This is a genomic window from Comamonas testosteroni ATCC 11996 (assembly GCF_000241525.1).
Classification (GTDB): Bacteria; Pseudomonadota; Gammaproteobacteria; order Burkholderiales; family Burkholderiaceae_C; genus Comamonas; species Comamonas testosteroni.
Map to the genome: position 1 here is coordinate 52287 of NZ_AHIL01000049.1, position 19660 is coordinate 71946.

General features: G+C 62.8%; 19 protein-coding genes. 9 read left to right on the forward strand and 10 right to left on the reverse strand.

Translation table 11 applies throughout. From position 1 onward, the window contains the following. Positions 1-6: 6 nt before the first annotated feature. Together rimP and CTATCC11996_RS21610 are read right to left on the reverse strand one after the other, a co-directional pair. Positions 7-585 carry a ribosome maturation factor RimP gene (rimP, locus tag CTATCC11996_RS21605; RefSeq protein WP_003080490.1) on the reverse strand — a complete coding sequence of 193 codons (579 nt, stop codon included), beginning with the start codon at positions 583-585 and terminating at the stop codon, positions 7-9. A gap of 179 nt (positions 586-764) precedes the next feature. Then, a complete protein-coding gene (locus CTATCC11996_RS21610) occupies positions 765-1145 on the reverse strand; it encodes a thioredoxin family protein (protein WP_034349992.1) in 381 nt (126 codons plus the stop codon). A gap of 230 nt (positions 1146-1375) precedes the next feature. Here CTATCC11996_RS21610 and CTATCC11996_RS21615 point away from each other — a divergent pair, with 230 nt between their 5' ends. Next, positions 1376-2356: a DnaJ C-terminal domain-containing protein gene (locus CTATCC11996_RS21615; protein ID WP_034350051.1), complete on the forward strand. Its 981-nt coding sequence runs from the start codon at positions 1376-1378 to the stop codon at positions 2354-2356. Positions 2357-2367: 11 nt separating this feature from the next. Then, positions 2368-2700: a chaperone modulator CbpM gene (locus CTATCC11996_RS21620; RefSeq protein WP_003080495.1), complete on the forward strand. Its 333-nt coding sequence runs from the start codon at positions 2368-2370 to the stop codon at positions 2698-2700. A gap of 102 nt (positions 2701-2802) precedes the next feature. Here the strand turns inward: CTATCC11996_RS21620 and CTATCC11996_RS25925 are convergent, their stop codons facing one another. The 5 genes from CTATCC11996_RS25925 to CTATCC11996_RS21640 all read right to left on the reverse strand — a co-directional run bounded on the left by CTATCC11996_RS25925 (position 2803) and on the right by CTATCC11996_RS21640 (position 8910). Further along, positions 2803-2964, reverse strand: coding sequence for a hypothetical protein (locus CTATCC11996_RS25925; protein ID WP_003056362.1), 162 nt, complete (start codon positions 2962-2964; stop codon positions 2803-2805). Positions 2965-3161: 197 nt separating this feature from the next. Further along, positions 3162-4817, reverse strand: a complete 1656-nt coding sequence (locus tag CTATCC11996_RS21625; RefSeq protein WP_034349994.1) for an ABC transporter ATP-binding protein — start codon at positions 4815-4817, stop codon at positions 3162-3164. Continuing rightward, positions 4814-5914, reverse strand: coding sequence for an ABC transporter permease (locus tag CTATCC11996_RS21630; RefSeq protein WP_003080501.1), 1101 nt, complete (start codon positions 5912-5914; stop codon positions 4814-4816). Before CTATCC11996_RS21630 ends, CTATCC11996_RS21625 begins: the two co-directional genes overlap by 4 nt. A 48-nt stretch (positions 5915-5962) precedes the next feature. Next, the gene (locus CTATCC11996_RS21635) at positions 5963-6991 is read right to left on the reverse strand and encodes a microcin C ABC transporter permease YejB (RefSeq protein ID WP_003080503.1); all 1029 of its coding nucleotides are present in this window, start codon (positions 6989-6991) and stop codon (positions 5963-5965) included. A 104-nt stretch (positions 6992-7095) separates the two neighbouring features. Continuing rightward, entirely contained in the window at positions 7096-8910 is a 1815-nt protein-coding gene (locus CTATCC11996_RS21640; protein WP_003080504.1) for an extracellular solute-binding protein, read from the reverse strand. A 120-nt stretch (positions 8911-9030) separates the two neighbouring features. Here CTATCC11996_RS21640 and fabI point away from each other — a divergent pair, with 120 nt between their 5' ends. From fabI to CTATCC11996_RS21655, 3 genes are all read left to right on the forward strand, one after another. Next, positions 9031-9831 carry an enoyl-ACP reductase FabI gene (gene fabI / locus CTATCC11996_RS21645; RefSeq protein WP_003063172.1) on the forward strand — a complete coding sequence of 267 codons (801 nt, stop codon included), beginning with the start codon at positions 9031-9033 and terminating at the stop codon, positions 9829-9831. A 172-nt stretch (positions 9832-10003) separates the two neighbouring features. Further along, positions 10004-10525 (forward strand): superoxide dismutase family protein, encoded by a 522-nt coding sequence (locus tag CTATCC11996_RS21650; RefSeq protein ID WP_003080507.1) that lies wholly within the window; start codon positions 10004-10006, stop codon positions 10523-10525. Positions 10526-10702: 177 nt separating this feature from the next. Continuing rightward, a complete protein-coding gene (locus tag CTATCC11996_RS21655) occupies positions 10703-11608 on the forward strand; it encodes a DNA ligase (protein WP_080569927.1) in 906 nt (301 codons plus the stop codon). 59 nt (positions 11609-11667) lie between these two features. Here the strand turns inward: CTATCC11996_RS21655 and CTATCC11996_RS21660 are convergent, their stop codons facing one another. After that, positions 11668-12396 (reverse strand): IclR family transcriptional regulator, encoded by a 729-nt coding sequence (locus CTATCC11996_RS21660; protein WP_003080511.1) that lies wholly within the window; start codon positions 12394-12396, stop codon positions 11668-11670. A gap of 141 nt (positions 12397-12537) precedes the next feature. On the opposite strand from CTATCC11996_RS21660, the gene CTATCC11996_RS21665 reads away from it, so the two are divergent. The 3 genes from CTATCC11996_RS21665 to CTATCC11996_RS21675 all read left to right on the forward strand — a co-directional run bounded on the left by CTATCC11996_RS21665 (position 12538) and on the right by CTATCC11996_RS21675 (position 15857). Further along, a complete protein-coding gene (locus CTATCC11996_RS21665) occupies positions 12538-13473 on the forward strand; it encodes a hydroxymethylglutaryl-CoA lyase (protein WP_003080513.1) in 936 nt (311 codons plus the stop codon). A 45-nt stretch (positions 13474-13518) separates the two neighbouring features. Continuing rightward, complete coding sequence (locus CTATCC11996_RS21670; RefSeq protein WP_003080514.1) at positions 13519-14736, forward strand: CaiB/BaiF CoA transferase family protein; 1218 nt, start codon at positions 13519-13521, stop codon at positions 14734-14736. 176 nt (positions 14737-14912) lie between these two features. Then, positions 14913-15857, forward strand: coding sequence for a Bug family tripartite tricarboxylate transporter substrate binding protein (locus tag CTATCC11996_RS21675; RefSeq protein ID WP_003080515.1), 945 nt, complete (start codon positions 14913-14915; stop codon positions 15855-15857). A gap of 91 nt (positions 15858-15948) precedes the next feature. Here the strand turns inward: CTATCC11996_RS21675 and CTATCC11996_RS21680 are convergent, their stop codons facing one another. Both CTATCC11996_RS21680 and CTATCC11996_RS21685 read right to left on the reverse strand, forming a co-directional pair. After that, entirely contained in the window at positions 15949-16362 is a 414-nt protein-coding gene (locus CTATCC11996_RS21680; protein WP_003080518.1) for a VanZ family protein, read from the reverse strand. 118 nt (positions 16363-16480) lie between these two features. Then, the gene (locus CTATCC11996_RS21685) at positions 16481-19018 is read right to left on the reverse strand and encodes an arginine/lysine/ornithine decarboxylase (protein ID WP_003080520.1); all 2538 of its coding nucleotides are present in this window, start codon (positions 19016-19018) and stop codon (positions 16481-16483) included. A gap of 139 nt (positions 19019-19157) precedes the next feature. On the opposite strand from CTATCC11996_RS21685, the gene CTATCC11996_RS21690 reads away from it, so the two are divergent. After that, positions 19158-19583, forward strand: a complete 426-nt coding sequence (locus tag CTATCC11996_RS21690) for an NfeD family protein (protein WP_003063189.1) — start codon at positions 19158-19160, stop codon at positions 19581-19583. Positions 19584-19660 lie beyond the last annotated feature (77 nt).

Consider the following 19660-nt stretch of genomic DNA (forward strand, 5'->3'; position numbering starts at 1 on the left):
GCTGCCTCATTCAGGCTTGGCTGCGCGTCCTTTGAAATTCACAATCGGTGCCAGACGAGCTTCGCGCAACTCGTCAAGCGTAAAGCCCATGGCGTTCAACGGCGCTGGCTCACGCTTCTTGCTGACGCGCACGCCCGGCTTGGGAGGCGGCTCATCGCTCCAGACGATCTGCCAGCCACCTTCTTCAGTCCGTTCCAGCGTGCCACGAAATTTCTTGCGGTTTGCATTGATCTTGTCGCCACCAGCAGCCCCGATGGGAGCCTTGAGCGTCAGATCCACCTCCGAGCCTTCAAAGCGGATGAAGTCCTGCTCATGGCGCAGCAAACGATCAATGCCTGGAGAAGAGACCTCCAGGCGGGCGTAGTCCGCACCATCGACTTCCAGCGCAAACTGAAGCTGGCGCGTGACTTTTTCGCAGTCTTCCACTGTCACGAACTGCTCGGGCAGCTCAGGCGCACCTTCCTCCGGCGCCTGCCAAGGCAAATCAATCGTGATGCGCAGCAGGCCACCGGCCGAGCGCTCGATTTCAACCAGGTCATAGCCCAGACCTGTCACGGTTTGTTCAACGATTTGCTGTAGTGCCACGTGTATTCAGTTCAATCCCGAAAAATCTGTCAAATCATGGACTTAGCTCTGTCAAAAACAGGTTTCGCCATGAATTGCCCAAAAAAACGGGCGGTATGTACCCGCCCGTTTGGTCGTGAAGCCGTGATTGTAGCCGCAAACCATTGTTTTCGCAAAAAGTGTCTCGCATAAAACAGCGATCAACGCAAGACTTCCTGCAGGTCATCGGCGCGCAACAATCGCTGCAGCAAATCCTGAGCCTCCTGCACATCGGCAGGCCTCGCCGCTGCATCGGCGGGCAGGGATTGCAGCATCCGCGCCAGCACCCCCGTCTGCGGAAGCACAGGTCCCAGGAATCTGGCCTGCTCGCCCTGCGCCACCAAAATGGACGGAAAGGTCTCTATGTCCAGATCGCCAGCGACATCCTCGCGGTCTTCCACATCGAGCCAGACAAAACGCATCTGCGGAAACTGGGCAGCAAGAGCCTCGAAGGGCTGCCGGTACTGTTTACAGGTACCGCACCAGTCTGCACAGAGGCAGACAACCAGCCATGCGTCTGCTTTTGTAATTTCTTGTTTCATTTCACAAACTCTGGGCAGGCCTTCGCACACGCCCCTGCATTGATCCCCGCAATGGTAGCGCCAGATGCCCCCAAGGACTCAAACCCCGGTCATCACCCGACCAGCGCGCATTGAGACCCTTGAAGCTGCCGCACTCTATCCCTATTATTTTCCTGAACCCGGGCGCGGCAATGGCAGCAGCCATAGCAGCTGGCTTGCGCCCTTCTTTCGACAAGAAGATTGGTGACTCCATGGATTACAAGGACTATTACAAGATACTTGGCGTGGACAAAAAGGCCTCCACCGAGGACATCAAGAAGGCCTATCGCAAGCTCGCCCGCAAATACCACCCCGACATCAGCAAGGAAAAAGATGCGGACGCTCGCATGGCCGAGGTCAACGAAGCCAACACCGTACTCTCCGACCCCGAAAAGCGCGCCGCCTACGACGCCATGGGCGACGAGATGCAGTTTGCGCAAAACGCCAGAGCCCAGGGCGGCGGAGGCTTTCGCCCGCCGCCAGACTGGGATCAGCAGGATTTTCACTTCAGCAGCCAGGGCAATGCCGGCAGCGACGCCGATTTCAGCGATTTCTTCTCGCAGATGTTCGGCCAGGCCGCTCGTGCACGGCGCCATCAGGGCCAGCAAGGCGCGAGCAGCACACCCGATATGCGCGGCCAGGACCAGCATGCCAGCATAGAGCTTGATCTGCAGGACAGCTATAGCGGAGCCGTGCGCTCGCTGCATCTGCGTGCCACCGTACTCGACGAACAAGGCATCCCCACCTACAAGGACAAGGAGCTGCAGGTCACCATTCCCAAAGGCGTGCGCGAGGGCCAGATGATTCGCCTTGCCGGCCAGGGCAACCCCGGCCTGGGCAAGGGTGCCCCGGGCGATCTGCTGCTGGAGGTGCACTTTCGCAGCGACCCACGCTGGTGGTCCGAGGGCAAGGATGTCTACCAGCGCGTGCCGCTCGCGCCCTGGGAGGCCGAGCTGGGCGGCCCCGTGCGCTTCAAGACGCTGGCCGGAGAGCTGGAAGTCACCGTGCCTGCCGGCTATCGCTCGGGCCGCAAGCTGCGCCTCAAGGGCAAGGGCCTGCCTGCCGCCACGCCGGGTGATCTGTATCTGGTGCTGGATGTGGTCTTCCCGCCCGCCGCGACGCCCGAGCAAAAGCAGGCCTATGCCGACTTTGCCAAGGCCTTCCCGCAGTTCGATGCCCGCAGCCTGAGTTGAAAGGTTTTCCCATGAGCACCTCCCACTACCCTTTCTACGAACCTGCCGAGCTGCTGGAGCAGGCCGTGCTTGATCTGCACGAGCTGGCGCGCCATTGCTGCACCAGCCCGCAATGGGTGATAGAGCATGTGCAGACAGGCGTCATCAGCTACGACAACGAAGGTCAGCTGCGCGAGATCAGCCACGAGCAATGGCGCTTCAGCAGCCAGACGCTGGTGCGTGCACGCCGCATTGCCCAACTGGAACACAGCTTCGACGCCGACCCTCAGCTCGCCGCCCTGACCACCGATCTCATCGAGGAAGTGCAGCAATTGCGCCGCAAGCTGAAGAATCTGCAGGGATGAGCGAACCAGCGCTCTGAAGCCGTGAAAAGCAAAAAGCCCTCGCACCGAAGTGACGAGGGCTTTTTTGCGGGCCGCACACCAGGGCGCAGCCTGCTGCAGGAATTAGCCGTGGCGCTTGCCGGGCTGCTTCTTGCTGCGAGTGTGCGAACCACGCTCCAGGCTCACGCGCTGGCCACGGCCGGGAGTGGGCAGGGTCACGCCATTGGGTGCCTGGGGACGGGGAGTGGCCTTGCGGTCTGCTTCGGTAACGATCTTATTGCCCATGTCGAATTCTCAATTGGGAGGTTGAAAAGGATCAATTAGGCCACAGCCAGAGAATTCGCGCCAAATAAATACAAACTTTCGAGTGCGGATTCAGTGTTTTTCAGCGAATGCCTGCCTCACGAATCAGTGAATCGACAGCAATTGCAGGTGTTCAACGCCTCAAACCCTTGAAGGGAAAGCGCTGCCCGCCATCACCTTCAGACCGCCGGCGACTCGGCAACGACCCCGGCGGCCTCGACCAGCTGACGCGTATAGGACTGCTGCGGCGCCGTGAGCACCGCCTGCACCCCACCCTGCTCCACGATCTGCCCGTCCTTCATGACCAGCACCTCATGGGCCATGGCGCGAATCACATCCACATCGTGGGTGATGAGCAGATAGGCCAGACCACGCTCCTTTTGCAGCCGCTGCAGCAGGGCCAGCACTTGCTGCTGAATGGTGACGTCGAGCGCACTGGTGGGCTCATCCAGTACCAGCACCTCGGGCTCCATGATGAGAGCTCGTGAAATCGCCAGGCGCTGCCGCTGCCCGCCCGAGAATTCATGCGGATAGCGCTGCAGCAGGCCGGGAAACTGGGCCTCGGTCAGCCCCACCTCTTCCAGCATCTGGAGCACGCGCTCGCGCCGCAGCCCGGCGGCGAGCTCGGGCGCATGAATCTGCAGGCCTTCACCGACGATCTCTTCCACCGTCATGCGCGGCGACAGCGAAGAAAACGGATCCTGAAACACCACCTGGATCTTGCGCCGCAGCGCCAGATTGGCCGCGCTGTTGCGGATGGCCGGCTGCTGCCACGGCCTGCCGGCCACCTGCAGCTCCCCGGCCACCGGCAACAGCCCCAGCACGGCCTGGGCCAGCGTGGATTTTCCCGAGCCCGATTCACCGATCACGCCCAGGGTGCGGCCCGGGCGCAGCAGCATATCCGCGCCCTTGACCGCCACGAATGCGCCTTTTTTGAACCAGCCACGAATGCCGGGCAAGGGTGTGGCATAGCTCACCTGCAGGGCCCGGGTCTGGACCACGGCCGCCTCGCCGGCCGGCTCGAGGCCCTCAACCACATTGCGCACCGGCCGACTGGCCAGCAGCTTGCGGGTATAGGCATGCTGCGGGTTCTGCATGAGATCGGCCACAGCGCCCTGCTCCACGAGACGGCCTTTTTCCATGACCGCCACGCGGTCGGCGAAGCGGCGCACCAGGTTCAGGTCATGCGTGATCATCAGCACGGCCATGCCGGTCTGCCGCTGCAGATCCGCCAGCAGATCCAGGATCTGGCCACGCAGCGTCACATCGAGCGCCGTCGTCGGCTCGTCGGCCAGCAGCAGCCGGGGACGACTGGCCAGGGCCATGGCAATCATGGCGCGCTGACGCTGGCCGCCGCTGAGCTGGTGCGGAAAGCTCTGCGCCCTGCGTCCAGGCTCGGGAATGCCGGTCGTGGCCAGCAGCTCCACCGCCTGCTCCAAGGCCTGGGCACGGCTCAGTGCCTGCTTGAGCTGCAGCACCTCGGCGACCTGCGCGCCCACGGTCATCAGCGGGTTCAGCGCCGTCATCGGCTCCTGAAAGATCATGGCGATATCGCCGCCGCGTATGCCCTGCATCTCGCGCTCCGAAAGCCCCAGCAGATCGCGCCCGTCCAGCAGGGCCCGGCCACCCAGTTGCGCATCGCCCACCAGGCGCAGCAGCGACAGCGCCGTGACCGACTTGCCCGAGCCGGATTCCCCCACCAGTGCCAGCTTTTCACCGGCCGCCAGCTCGAAACTCACATCCTGCACCACGGGCTTGCCAGCAAAAGACACGCTCAGATCATGCACGCTCAGCAGCTGGCTGCGGCTCTCCATCCCGTATTTCTCCTGGCTCATGGCTTGCCTCCCGCGCGCTTTGCTGCATGCGTGCGCGCCTGCTTGCGCGGGTCCAGCGCATCGCGCAGGGCATCCCCCATGAAGGTCAGCAGCAGCAGTGTGATGACCAGCACGCCAAAGGTGGACAGGGATATCCACCAGGCATCGATATTGTTCTTGCCCTGACTCAGCAGCTCGCCCAGGCTGGGCGTGCCCGGGGGAACACCCAGGCCCAGGAAATCCAGCGAGGTCAGCGCCAGGATGGCCCCGCTCATGCGGAATGGCAGAAAAGTGATCACCGGCGTCATGCTGTTGGGCAGGATGTGGCGAAAGATGATGGAGCGATTGCTGGCACCCAGCGCCTGGGCGGATTTCACATAGTCGAGCTGGCGGTTGCGCAGAAACTCGGCGCGCACATAGTCGGCCAGCCCCATCCAGCCAAACAGGCTCAGCAGGATCAGCAGCAGCGAGACACTGGGCGCAAACAGCGCACTGAAGATGATGAGCAGGTAGAGCTCGGGCATGGAGCCCCAGATTTCCGTCAGGCGCTGAAAGGCCAGATCCGTCCTGCCGCCAAAGAAGCCCTGCACCGCCCCCGCCAGCACGCCCAGCAGCACGCCCACGGCCGTCAACGCCAGGCCGAACAGCACGCTGACGCGAAAACCGTAGATGAGCTGCGCCAGCAGATCGCGCCCCCGGTCATCGGTGCCCAGCCAGTTGTCCGCCGACGGTGCAGAAGGGTTGGGAGACTTGGCAAAGTAGTTGATGGTGGACTTGCCATAGCGGTTGAGCGGGAAGATCGCCCAGTTATCGCCCTCACCGAGCTTTTGCCGGATGAAGGGGTCCAGATAGTCGGTAGGCGTATGGAAATCGCCGCCAAACGTGGTTTCCGGGTAATCGTGCAGCAGCGGCAGATAGGTCTGCCCCTCATAGCGCACGATGAGCGGCTTGTCGTTGGACAGCAACTCGGCAAACAGGCTGAGCACCACCAGCACCGAGAAGATCAGCAGGCTGACAAAGCCCAGCCGGTTGGATTTGAAACGCCTCCAGGCCCGACGCCCTGGGGATTCGGATTGGGCAGCAGGCGCCGCCGGCGCGCGCTCTACTCCTGTATTCATAGCTTCTTGCGCTTGCGGGGCATTGGTTTGAGGCTTATCTTGCATAAATCAGTCAAACTTGACCCGGGGGTCCACCCAGACATAGCAAAGATCGCTGATGAGCTTGGTCACCAGGCCGATCAGCGTGAACAGATAAAGCGTGCCCAGCACCACGGGAAAGTCGCGCCGGATCACGCTTTCGTAGCTGAGCAGACCCAGACCGTCGAGCGAGAACAGGGTCTCGATCAGCAGCGCCCCGGCAAAGAAGGCACCGATGAAAGCCGAGGGAAAGCCCGTAACGATGGGAATCAGCGCATTGCGAAACACATGCTTGTAGAGCACCTGGCGCTCGGACAGGCCCTTGGCGCGGGCCGTCAGCACATACTGCTTGCGGATCTCCTCAAGAAACGAGTTCTTGGTCAGCATGGCTGTCACGGCAAAGCTGCCGGCCACCATGGCCGTCACGGGCAGCGCGATATGCCAGAGATAGTCCGCCACCTTGCCCATGGTGCTGAGCTCGTCGAAATTGGCCGATGTCAGCCCGCGCAGCGGAAACCACTGCAGCTGCCCGCCAAAGATGACCAGCAGCGCCACACCCAGCACAAAGCCAGGGATGGCATAGCCGATGAGAATCACAATGGTGGTCGCCAGATCGAAGCGTGAGCCCGCTCGCACGGCCTTGGCCACGCCCAGCGGCACAGCCACCAGATAGCTGATGAAAAACGTCCACAGGCCCAGGCTGATGGAGACCGGCAGCTTTTCCTTGACCAGCGCCCAGACGCTTTTGTTCTGAAAAAAGCTGGTACCCAGATCGAAGCGCGCAAACTGGCCCAGCATCTGCACGAACCGTTCGACCGGCGGCTTGTCAAAGCCGTACAGCGCCTTGATCTCCTCCAGGCGCTTGGGATCCACGCCCTGGCCGCCGCGATAGCTCATGGAAGCGCCTTCGGCTCCATGTCCAGCGCCAGCCTTGGCCTCGGCCAGATACTGCTCCACCGGGCCGCCGGGCACAAACTGGATGACCACAAAGGTCAGCAGCAGCACGCCCAGCAGCGTGGGGATCATCAGCAAAATACGTTTGAGAATATAGGCAAACATCTTCGATCAACCCTTGTTTTCAGCCGCAGCGCCGGGCCGCCCCAAGCAAGGCCAGCCCCCTCGGGGGACAGCAACCCGTGCAACGGTGGAGCGTGGGGGCGACTTCACTTGGCCCACCAGGCATAGACCGCCCATAGCTCGCCCGGCGAATAGGCCGGAATCTGCCCCGGCAGCGCCAGCCTCCAGGCGTCATAGACCATGCGGTGCGTGCCCGAGTAGTACTGCGGGATAAGGTAATGGCCGTGCACGATGATGCGCTCCAGCGCATGGCAGGCGGGCAGCATCTGCTGCTCGGACTTGGCCGCAGCCATCTGGGCGATGATGGCATCCACCGCCTTGCTCTTGAGGCCGACATAGTTCGAGGCTCCCTCCACATCGGCGGCGGCGCTGCCAAACAGCTCGGCATATTCCTGACCCGGGTTGTGCGTACCGGGCACGTTCAGCGTCACGATGTCGAAGTCGTATTTGTCCATGCGCTGCTGATAGAGCGCGTAGTCCACATTGCGCACCTTGAGCGTGATGCCCAGCTTTTCCAGATTGCGCATCCAGCTGCTGACGATCTTGACGCCGCTCTCACTGCTGTCCAGATACTCCAGCACCATGGGCTCGCCGCTGGCGTTGCGCAAGGCTCCGCCCCTGACCGTCCAGCCTGCATCGGCCAGCAGCTTCTGCGCGCGGCGCAGATTGCCGCGCAGGCCGTCGCCCGTATCGGTGCGTGGCGGCTGGGCCATGGGCCCCAGCGTGGCGGGCGGCAGGCTGGTCTTGAAAGGGGTGAGCAGGGCCAGCTCCGCCTCGGTGGGTTCGCCCCGGGTCTCGCACGCCGTGTTGCCGAACAACCCGTGCACGCGCTGGTAGGCGCCGTAGAACATCTGGCGGTTCATCCACTCGTAGTCATAGGCCAGACCCAAGGCCTCGCGCACGCGCACATCCTTGAGCTGCTCGCGGCGCAGGTTCAGGAAAAAGCTCTGAAAACCTGAGGGCAGCTTATTCTCGAATGCGCCCTTGACCAGCTCGCCCGAGGCAAAGCGCCGCCCCGTCAACCGCCTGGCCCAGTCACCCGCGCTATTGATGCGCATGAGATCGAACTCGCCGGCCTTGAGCGCCTCCAGCCGCGCCGTTCCGTCCTTGTAGATCTTGATGGTGATGCGGTCGAAGTTGGCCAGGCCGACACGCACCGGCAAGGCTGCCCCCCAGTAGCCCGCGTCGCGCACATAGCTGATGTCCTTGCCGAACTTGACCGGACCGATCTTGTAGGGCCCGCTGCCGATCGGCGTGTCCATCACCACCTGGTCAAAGGCCTTGGGCTTGCCATCGGCGCCCAGCCCCCAGTCGCGGCTGAACACCGGCAGCAGGGTGCCCACGGTCAGCGGCAGGTCACGATTGGGCTTCTTGAAGCGAAAGCGCACCGTGCGCTCGTCGATCACGTCACAGCCGGCCACCTCGGCAAACAGCGTCTTGTAGCCGGGCGAGACATATTTGCTCAGCAGCGTCTCGTAGCTGTGCTTCACATCCTGAGCCAGCACCGGCTTGCCGTTGTGAAAGCGCGCCTGTTTGCGCAGTTTGAAGGTCGCGGACAGGCCGTCGGCCGCCACCTCCACATCCTCGGCCAGCAGGCCGTAGCCCGTCGCCGTCTCGTCGAGACTGGGAGTCAGCAAGGTCTCGAACAGCATGTCCGCCAGATAGGCGGGCGGCGAGCCCTTGATCGTGAAGGGGTTGTACTTGTCGAAGGTCGAATAGCGCAGATTGCTGACCATGCGCAGCTCGCCGCCCTTGGGCGCTTGAGGGTTCACATAGTCAAAGTGCTTGAAGTCGGCCGCATACTTGGGCTGACCCCAGAGCGCATAGCCATGTGCTGCCAGGGCAGGTGTGGCAACTTGGCTGCTGACAATCAGGGCTGAGCAAATCATCCAATGGCGCATGCGACAATTCTGCCCTACCCCGACTGATTCGCACCCAGTTCGTACAGATACGTTTTCAAAGATGGCGCGTCTGCCACAGATGCAGCCATCATCTCTTTCAATTTTCTTTGGAGAACAACAATGGGTTTTCTCGCCGGTAAAAAGCTGCTGATCACGGGCGTTCTGTCCAACCGTTCCATTGCCTACGGCATTGCCAAGGCCTGCCACGAGCAAGGCGCAGAACTGGCTTTCAGCTATGTGGGTGAACGCTTCAAGGACCGCATTACCGAATTTGCTGCCGACTTCGACTCCAAGCTGGTGTTCGACTGCGACGTGGGCGACGACGCCCAGATCGAAAAGCTGTTCGCCGACCTGGGCGCCACCTGGGGCAAGTTCGACGGCTTTGTGCACTCCATCGGTTTTGCCCCCCGTGAAGCCATTGCCGGCAACTTCCTCGACGGCCTGAGCCGCGAGAACTTCAAGATCGCCCACGATATCAGCGCCTACAGCTTCCCCGCCATGGCCAAGGCGGCCCTGCCTTACCTGAACGACAAGTCCTCGCTGCTGACGCTGTCCTATCTGGGCGCTCTGCGCTCCATCCCCAACTACAACACCATGGGCCTGGCCAAGGCATCGCTGGAAGCTTCCGTGCGCTACCTGGCCGAAGCCGTGGGCCGCACTGCCGACGGCCGCGCCATCCGCGCCAACGGCATCTCCGCCGGCCCCATCAAGACCCTGGCGGCCTCGGGCATCAAGGACTTCGGCAAGCTGCTGGGCCGCGTGGCCGATGCTGCGCCCCTGCGCCGCAACGTGACCATTGAAGACGTGGGCAATGTCGCTGCCTTCCTGCTGTCCGACCTGGCCTCCGGCGTGACCGCCGAGATCACCTATGTGGACGGCGGCTTCAGCCAGACCGCAGGCCTGTCGGCCGACCAGGTCTGAGCCCCAGGCTTTTGACGACACCAGCCCCGCAGGCTTCAGCAGCCGGCGGGGCTTTGTTTTTGGGGACCGCTGCCGAGATCTTGGCCCTTGCCCTACAAGCGCGGCAAGGCACTGACGCTATGGTTCACAGTGTTTTCTCTATGGTTCTGACGAATATTCAAGAGGAGCTTACATGCCATATCGTTTTCTCATCCTGACCGCATCCGCTGCTGCCCTGACGGCGTGCAGCACCCCCGAGCCCCAGCCCGCCCAGGCCATCGCCAGATTGCAGGCCACTTCGGGCAGCAAGGTCAGCGGCGATGTGAAATTCACCCAGAAGAGTGGCCAGCAGGTCGTGATCAATGCCGTGATTCACGGCCTCAAGCCCAATTCCGAGCACGGCTTTCACATCCACGACAAGGGCGACTGCGGCGACAACGGCAATGCCGCTGCCGGCCACTTCAACCCGCTGGGCAATCCGCATGGCAAATATGACTCGACCCAGCACCATATGGGCGATCTGCCAAGCCTGAAGGCCGACTCCAACGGCGTGGCCACCGCCAACGTACAGTCGGCAGACATCACCTTGCTGGCCGGCCCTGGCAATGTCATAGGCCGGGCAGTGATCGTCCATGCCCAGCCCGACGACTACACCACCCAGCCCACGGGCAATGCCGGCGCGCGCATCGCCTGCGCCGTCATCAGCCGCGACTGAAGGCCCTGCCGCTTTGACAAAAGCCGCTGCCTGGCTGCAGCGGCTTTTTCATTGGAATCACCACAATCCCTATAGATAAGCCGCTGATAGCTATGTTCTTTGATATGGGTTCGTACCCGCATCGACAGCACAGGCTCCGCGCTCTAGCATGAGTTGCATCTTTACCGGGAGATAGCCATGCCTGAACCACGGCACCGATCCCTTCGGGAATGCATTCTCTGTCTGGTCTGCGCCTGCCTCTGCATGGGCTTTGCTGCCGTGCGGGCCCAGACCACGGCCCAGCCGCCTTCGCTGATGCTGGCCCAGGTCTGGCGCAGCGGCCTGCCGCTGCAGGACTACTGGGTCAGCGAAAAACTGGACGGCGTACGCGGCTACTGGAACGGCCACCAGCTCGTCAGCCGTGGCGGGCAGCGGATCGCGACGCCAGAGTGGTTTGTTCGGGATTGGCCGGCCACCCCCATGGATGGCGAGCTCTGGGCCGGACGCGGCCGGTTTGCCCATGCCCAGTCCACCACGGCACAGGCCATCCCGGACGATCGGGCCTGGCGCCAGATGAGATTCATGGTGTTTGATCTTCCCGCAGCTCCGGGCAGCTTTGACCAGCGCCTGCCGCTGCTGCAGCGCACCGTCGGGGTCATTTCCCAGGACTGGCTGCAGATGGTGGAGCAGCGCAAGCTGGGCTCGGAAGCCGAGTTGCAGCAATGGCTGCACACGGTCGTCAAAGGCGGCGGCGAGGGCTTGATGCTGCACAAAGGCAGCGCGCCCTATCGCCCGGGCCGCAGCGACGACCTGCTCAAGCTCAAGCCCTTCGATGATGCCGAAGCCCGGATCATAGGCTACAAAAGCGGACGCGGGCAATGGCAGGGCATGACGGGTGCGCTGCTGGTGCAGACCCCGGACGGCAAGCAGTTTTCACTGGGCTCCGGACTGACAGCGCAGATGCGCAAAACCCCGCCTGCGCTCGGCAGCTGGGTCACCTACCGCTACCAGGGCCTGCACGAAAAAAGCGGCCTGCCGCGCTTTGCCCGCTTCTTGCGCGTGCGCAGCGAGCCCGGCTTTCAGCCCGAGCCGGCAGGCCCGTGATTCAGGCGTCCTCGCAGACTGCCCCCCCGCCATGCGTTTGAATCCCGCGACATCAGTGGCTACGGCAGTTGCGCCCCCAGGTCGCGCGCGGCCTGCAATACGTTTTTGACATAGCGCTCGTCATAGCGATGCGCTGGCATGGTCAGCGTCAGGGCAGCGGCCAGCTCGCCGCTGCGGCGGAACACCGGGGCCGAGATGCCGGCGATCTCGCTATGCCTGTCGCCCACCAGCGCTTCGTAGCCATCGGCCCGTACACGCGCATAGTGGCTGCGCTGCTTCTTCACCCAGTCGCCCAGCTCAGGATCGAAAGCGACCAGCACGCGCCCGCCAGCGCCTTTGTCCAGGGGCAGCAGATCGCCGGCACGCGCATGGTCGCGTACCGGATGCGGCGAATCCACGCGGTACAGGCACAGGCGCTCGCGCCCCTGGCGCACATGGTAGGCAGCGCTCTCGCCTGTGGCCTGAACCAGTGCGCGCAGCACCGGCATGACCAGCTTGTCCAGCGAGAAGCTCTGTTCGTAAACCGCATGCAGCCTGGCCACGGCCGAGCCCACCGCATAGCGCCCGTCATCCTGGCGCTGAACCCAGCCGCCATGCTCCAGAGAGGCCAGCAATCGCAGCACCGTGCTCTTGTAAAGGCGCGTGCGCTCGGCCAGCTCGGCCAGGCTCAGCGCGGCATCGCCATCCTGGAATGCGCCTAGCACGCTGAGGGCGCGGTCCACTGCGGCCACACCGCCAGGCGCGGCATTCTCGTCGGCTACGGATTCATTCAGGGATTTACGCGGCATAAAAACTCCTGCCCCTCAGCTTGACAGGGCATCAGGACGCAAGGCAATATTTCAATAGAAAGAATTAAGTTCTATTAGATAGAACGACATTAAAGCATTGTGCCAGCTGCAATGCAAGTATGAAATCCAAGTGAGGCAACCATGTCATTCCCCCACCGCTTCGATCTCCTGATCAGCGAAGTCGGCCCCCGCGACGGCCTGCAGTCGGTCTCGGCCACCATGAGCACGGCCCATAAATACGCCTGGATCGACGCCCTGGTGGCTGCGGGCGTGCAGGAGATCGAGGTCGGCTCCTTTGTCTCGCCCAAGCTGCTGCCGCAGATGGCCGATGCCGCCGAGGTCGTGCGCCACGCCGTCACCCACCCCGGCGTCACCATCATGGCCCTGGTGCCCAACCTCAAGGGAGCCGAAGCCGCCATGCGCGCCGGCGCGCACAAGATCACGCTGCCCGTATCGGCCAGCCCCGCGCACTCCATGGCCAATGTGCGCAAGACGCCTGCACAGATGGTGGAGGAAGTACGCGCCATCGCCAGGCTTCGCGACGAGATGGCCCCTGCCGTGCATATCGAGGCCGGCATCTCCACCGCTTTCGGCTGCACCTTGCAGGGCCTGGTGCCCGAGGACGAGGTGATCGCCCTGGCTGCAGCCTGCGTGGCCGCCGGAGCCGACGAATCGGGGCTGTCGGACACCACAGGCATGGCCAACCCGGCCCAGGTCAAGCGCCTGTTCACTCGCCTGCGCAGCGAACTCGGCGACAGGGCCGGCGCCGCACATATGCACAACACCAGAGGCCTGGGTCTGGCCAACTGCCTGGCCGCCTATGAGGCAGGTGTGCGCACTTTCGACGCTTCCCAGGCCGGGCTGGGCGGCTGCCCCTATGCCCCCGGCGCTTCGGGCAATGTGGTGACCGAAGATCTGGTCTTCATGTTCGAAGCCATGGGACTGCGCACCGGCATTGATATTGAGCGATTGCTTGCAGCGCGAGAAACGCTGGCCGCCGGTCTGCCGGGAGAGGCGCTGTACGGCATGCTGCCACCCGCAGGCCTGCCCAAGGGCTTTGTGCCTCACCGTTACTGATCACGCTTCGGCTCACCGACGAGCCGAGCACCACAAGAGATGAATATGTACTCCTCAACCGAATCCGCCGACACCGGCGCAGCTCCCCTGCCCTATGCCGGCATCCGCGTGGTGGAATTCACCCATATGGTCATGGGCCCCAGCTGCGGCCTGATGCTGGCCGACCTGGGCGCCGAAGTCATCAAGGTCGAGCCCGTGGGCCACGGCCGCAACGGCGATGCCACGCGCAAGCTGCTGGGCTCGGGCTCGGGCTTTTTCCCGCTGTTCAACCGCAACAAGAAAAGCCTGACGCTGGATCTGCAGACCCCCGAAGGCAAGGAAGCCGCGCTGCGGCTGATCGCCACGGCCGATGTGGTGACCGAGAACTTCAAGCCCGGCACCATGACCAAGCTGGGTCTCGACTACGAAAGCCTCAAGCAGCAGTTTCCACGCCTCATCTATGTCAGCCACAAGGGCTTTCTGCCCGGCCCCTACGAGCACCGCACGGCACTTGACGAGGTGGTGCAGATGATGGGGGGCCTGGCCTATATGACAGGCCGGCCCGGCGACCCGCTGCGCGCGGGCACCAGTGTCAACGACATCATGGGCGGCATGTTCGGCGCCATGGGAGCCATGGCAGCCCTGGCCCAGCGCGAAAAGACCGGCAAGGGCCAGGAAGTGCAAAGCGCACTGTTCGAGAACAATGTGTTCCTGATCGCCCAGCACATGATGCAGTACGCGGTGACCGGCAAGCCCGCAGCCCCCATGCCCGCGCGCATCTCGGCCTGGGCGATCTACGACGTGTTCGAAGTCCAGGGCGGCGAGCAGATCTTTCTGGCCGTGGTCAGCGACGGCGCATGGCGCGAGTTCTGCAACGCCTTCGGCCTGGAGCAGCTGCGTGACGATCCGCGCCTTGGCAGCAACAACGACCGCGTGCAGGCCCGCAGCTGGCTGATGCCGCTGCTGCGCGAAACCATGGCCGGATACAGCGCCGCGCATATCGCCCAGGTCTTCGAGGACAAGGGCCTGCCGTTTGCGCCCATCGCCCGCCCGCACGATCTGCTCGAGGACCCGCACCTGAACGCCACCGGAGCGCTGGCCCCCATCACCTTGCCGGACGGCCGCGACAGCAAGACCGTGCTGCTGCCGCTGACCCTGGACGGCAAGCACCTGCAGGTGCGCCTCTCGCCCCCCAGACTGGGCGAGCACAGCCTGGAGATTCTGACGGCGCTGGGCTACAGCCGGGATCAGGCCCAGGCGCTGGCACAGGGCCTGCCCGACTGAGCGGCCCTGCGGGGCCATCGCCCCGCCCGATTTCACGCACCCCAGAACAGGACGCCCAGGCGCGCCCTGCGGGGATTCTTTACCCCAATTTCCAGATTTCAGGAGACAAAACCATGCCACACAGCCCTTCTTCCCGACACCCGAGCCGCCGCCAGGCGATGGCAGCATGCACGCTGATGGTCATGACGCTTGCCGCAGGCAATGCTGCAGCCCAGCCCGGCGAATGGCCCGCCAAGTCGATACGCATGGTCGTGCCCTTCACGCCTGGCGGCGGCACCGACACGGTGACGCGCCAGATCAGCGAGCGCATGGCGACCGCGAATCGCTGGGTCATCGTGGTGGACAACAAGCCCGGTGCGGGCGGCAATATCGGACTTGATGCCGTCGCCAAGGCACCGGCCGACGGCTATACCTTCGGCATGGGACAGACCGCCAATCTGGCCATCAATCCATCGCTGCTGCCCAGCATGCCTTTCAACGCCAAGACCGATCTGCTTGCCGTGGCGCTGGTGGCCTCGCAGCCCGTGGTACTGGTCGTGCCCACCGATTCACCCTGGAAATCGCTGCATGACCTGATCGCCGCAGCCAAGGCCCAGCCCGGAGCCATCAAGCAAGGCCTGGCGTCCACGGGCACCGTCGGCCATCTGGCAGGGGAAATGCTTTCCTACAAGGCCAAGATCGATGTGCTCAACGTGCCCTACAAGGGCGCCGCGCCGGCCGTGACCGATCTGCTGGGCAAGCAGACCCACTATATGTTCGGCACGCCTCAGGCGGTCTACCCCATGATCAAGGGCCAGCGCCTGCGCGCCCTGGCCGTGACCTCGGCCAAGCGTCTTGCCATCCTGCCCCAGGTCCCCACCGTGGCCGAGTCCGGCTTCCCCGGCTTTGAAGCCGTGGACTGGAAGCTGATCGTGGCCCCCAGAAACACGCCCGCCGCGCTGGCGCAGAAGATCAACTCCGCCGTGAACACCGGCTTGCAGGACCCTGCAGTGCTCAAGCAGTTGCAGTCCGAAGGCAGCACACCCATGGGCGGCAGCCTGCAGGATGCCCAGGCCTATTTGCAAAAGGAGCAGGCCAGCTGGGCTGCGCTGATCCGCGACGCGAAAATCACTCTGGAATAGACATCAAAAACAGGAGCTACTTGCGCAACAACTACCTATATTTCAGATTGTTTAATACCTGAAAACAATATAGGTAAAGCGCAAGCAGCTACTATTTTTGATTCATGCAGCGCAGCCCCTCAATGAACAGCACAGCCAGGCTCGCGCCCGCGGCATTGGCCAGCGCATCGAGCCACTCGGCTGACCGCGTGGTGGAGAAGCCGGCCTGCAGCAGCTCGATCACGCCGCCGTAGCCGGCGCACAACAGCACCACGGCCAGTGCTTGCCCGGCTGCCCAGCGCAAGCCGATAGCATGCGCACGCGCCAGCCCCGCGCAGCAGAGCAAAACCGCCAGCACAGCATGCAAGCCGGCATGCACCAGCTTGTCCGTGTGCTCGAAGCCACTCAGAAACGGGAACAGCCTGAGAATCAGCCCACCGCTGCTGCCCGTCTCATTGAGGCAGCCCCAGAGCATGAACAAGGCCCAGCCCAGGCTGGCTGCCGCCAACAGCTTCCACAGAGGCATGGCGCCAGCCGGTTTCAGGAATGAATGCATAGCAGGGATATGAAAAAGCCCGAAGTGCAGGCACTCCGGGCTGATGTGCAAAAGGCCGGGATCGCCCCGACCTTGCAAAAGCCAAGGCTTATGCAGCCTTCCTTGCAGTTTTGGCCGCAGCCTTCACTGCAGGCTTTGCGGTGGACTTGGCTGCGGCCTTTGTTGCCGGTTTTGTTGCCGCCTTTGTGGCAGGCGTCTTGGCAACGGTCGTGGCTCCGGGCGCCGCAGCCGTCTTCTTGACTGCCGTCTTCTTGGCAACGAGCTTCTTGGCAGCGGGCTTCTTCACCGCAGCCGTCTTCTTCACTGCCACAGCCTTGACGCTTTGCTCGGCCACGCAGTCCGCGTAGTAGCGGACTTCGCCGTTTTCGTCTTCCAGCTCCACCAGACCGTGGATATCGGTCTCGAAGCCTGGGCACTCCTTGGCGAATTCGCGCGCGAACACCAGGTAGTCCACGATCTTCTTGTTGAAGACTTCACCGGGAATCAGCAGCGGAATTCCGGGTGGGTAAGGCGTGACCAGACCCACGGTGGTGCGGCCGACCAGGTGGTCGATTTCCACACGCTCGGTCTTGCGCTGCGCGATATGCGCATAGGCATCCGAGGGCTTCATCGCAGGCTTGAGATCCGACAGATACATCTCGGTCGTCAGGCGTGCAATATCGTACTTGGCATACAGCTCGTGCACGTGCTGGCACAGGTCCTTGAGGCCCATGCGCTCGTAGCGGCGATGCTGCTGGCAGAACTCGGGCAGGATGCGCGCCAGCGGCTGGTTGCGGTCGTAGTCGTCCTTGAACTGCTGCAGCGCGGTCAGCATGGTGTTCCAGCGGCCCTTGGTGATGCCGATGGTGAACATGATGAAGAAGGAATACAGGCCGGTCTTCTCGACCACCACGCCATGCTCGGCCAGGTACTTGGTGACGATGGACGCGGGAATGCCGGTGTCGGCAAAGTCGCCGTCCAGGTCCAGGCCGGGCGTGACGATGGTGGACTTGATGGGGTCCAGCATGTTGAAGCCGTCGGCCAGATCGCCAAAGCCGTGCCAGTTGTCGAACTCCTTGCCGTTCTTCTTGGAGCGGGTCTTGGTCGACGCATCCGTGCCGCGGATGATCCAGTCCTGGGCTGTGCCCACGCCTTCTTCGGCCAGGGCTTCAGGGCCCCAGACCTCGAACCACCAGTCGTCGTCGCCGAACTCGTCTTCCACCTTGCGCATGGCACGGCGGAAGTCCAGCGCCTCGACAATCGACTCTTCCACCAGCGCCGTGCCGCCGGGCGGCTCCATCATGGCGGCAGCCACGTCGCAGCTGGCGATGATGCTGTACTGGGGGCTGGTCGAGGTGTGCATCAGATACGCCTCGTTGAACAGCGGGTGATCCAGCTTCTCGGTCTGGCTGTCCTGCACCAGCACATGCGAGGCCTGGCTGATGCCGGCCAGCAGCTTGTGGATGGACTGGGTGGCATAGACCACCGAGTGCATCGGACGCTTGCGCTTCTTGCCCATGGCGTGATAGCTGCCATAGAAGGGGTGGAAGGCAGCGTGGGGCAGCCAGGCTTCATCGAAGTGCAGATTGGCCACATAGCCGTCCAGCATGCTCTTGATGGTCTCGGTGTTGTAGAGCACGCCGTCGTAGGTGGACTGTGTCAGCGTCAGCACGCGAGGCTTGACGACCTTGGCATCCACGCCCTTGAGCAGCGGATTGGCGGCAATCTTGGCCTGAATCGACTCCACGCTGAACTCGCTTTGCGGAATCGGACCGATGATGCCGAAGTGATTGCGCGTGGGCTTGAGAAACACCGGAATCGCACCCGTCATGATGATCGAGTGCAGGATGGACTTGTGGCAGTTGCGATCCACCACCACCACATCGCCGGGTGCCACGGTGTGGTGCCAGACGATCTTGTTGGAGGTCGATGTGCCATTGGTCACAAAGTAGCAGTGATCGGCATTGAAGATGCGCGCGGCATTGCGCTCGGACTCGCCGATGGCGCCGTTGTGGTCCAGCAGCTGGCCCAGCTCTTCCACGGCATTGCAGACGTCGGCGCGCAGCATGTTCTCACCGTAGAACTGGTGATACATCTGGCCCACGGGGCTCTTGAGAAAGGCCACGCCACCCGAGTGACCGGGGCAGTGCCAGCTGTAGGAGCCGTCTTCGGCGTAGTCCAGCAGCGCCTTGAAGAACGGAGGCTGCACGCTCTCCAGATAGCTCTTGGCTTCGCGGATGATGTGCTTGGCCACGAACTCGGGCGTGTCCTCGAACATGTGAATGAAGCCATGCAGCTCACGCAGAATGTCGTTGGGCAGGTGACGGCTGGTCTTGGTCTCGCCGTAGATATAGATGGGCACCTCCTCATTCTTGCGGCGCACTTCACCGATGAAGTCGCGCAGGCTGTGAATGATGGGGTCCCTGTCGCCGCCGAGCTGGAATTCCTCGTCGTCGATCGACAAAATAAAGGCACTGGCCCGGCTTTGCTGCTGGGCGAACTGCGACAGATCGCCATAACTGGTCACGCCCAGGACTTCAAAGCCCTCTTCTTCAATGGCTTGAGCCAGGGCGCGGATGCCCAGTCCCGAGGTGTTCTCGGAACGATAGTCCTCGTCGATGATGACGATGGGAAAGCGAAACTTCATGAACAGCCTCCGTACCAATCAGGCCTAAAAAACGAAACAGCCGCGAAGTGTAAGGAATATCCTTATTGCGGCTTTGAAACAGGCTGTTTTTAACCCAGAATGTGGTGCACTAAATACAGGCCTTAACAGGAGCTCAGGTATGGATCACTCCACCGCGTGGTGGTTGCTTGTCGGTTTGCTGGTCATTGCGGAGCTGTTGACCGGTACTTTCTATCTCCTCATGCTGGCTCTGGGTGCCATTGCCGGAGCGCTTTGCGCTCATTTCGGCCTGGGCACCAGCAGCCAGATCGTCGCTGCGGCCCTGCTGGGCTCCGGTGCCGTCCTCGTCTGCTATCTGCTGCGCAAGCGCAGCCCGCGCAGACAGCCCGCGTCCAGCAATCGCGATGTCAACCTGGATGTGGGCGAAACAGTGGTCATCGAACAGTGGAACACCGACGGCACTGCCCAGGTCCGCTATCGCGGAGCCACCTGGACCGTCATGGGACGCCAGGGCGCCCTGCCCATTCCAGGCCCACATCGCGTGGCCGAAGTCATCGGCAACCGCCTTCTGGTTGACAAGATCTGATCATCGACCGGCCCCGGCATGGTTATGCTGGGCGCTGGAACGCTTCGCTCTCTTTCTTCACACCAACGCCCCACAAG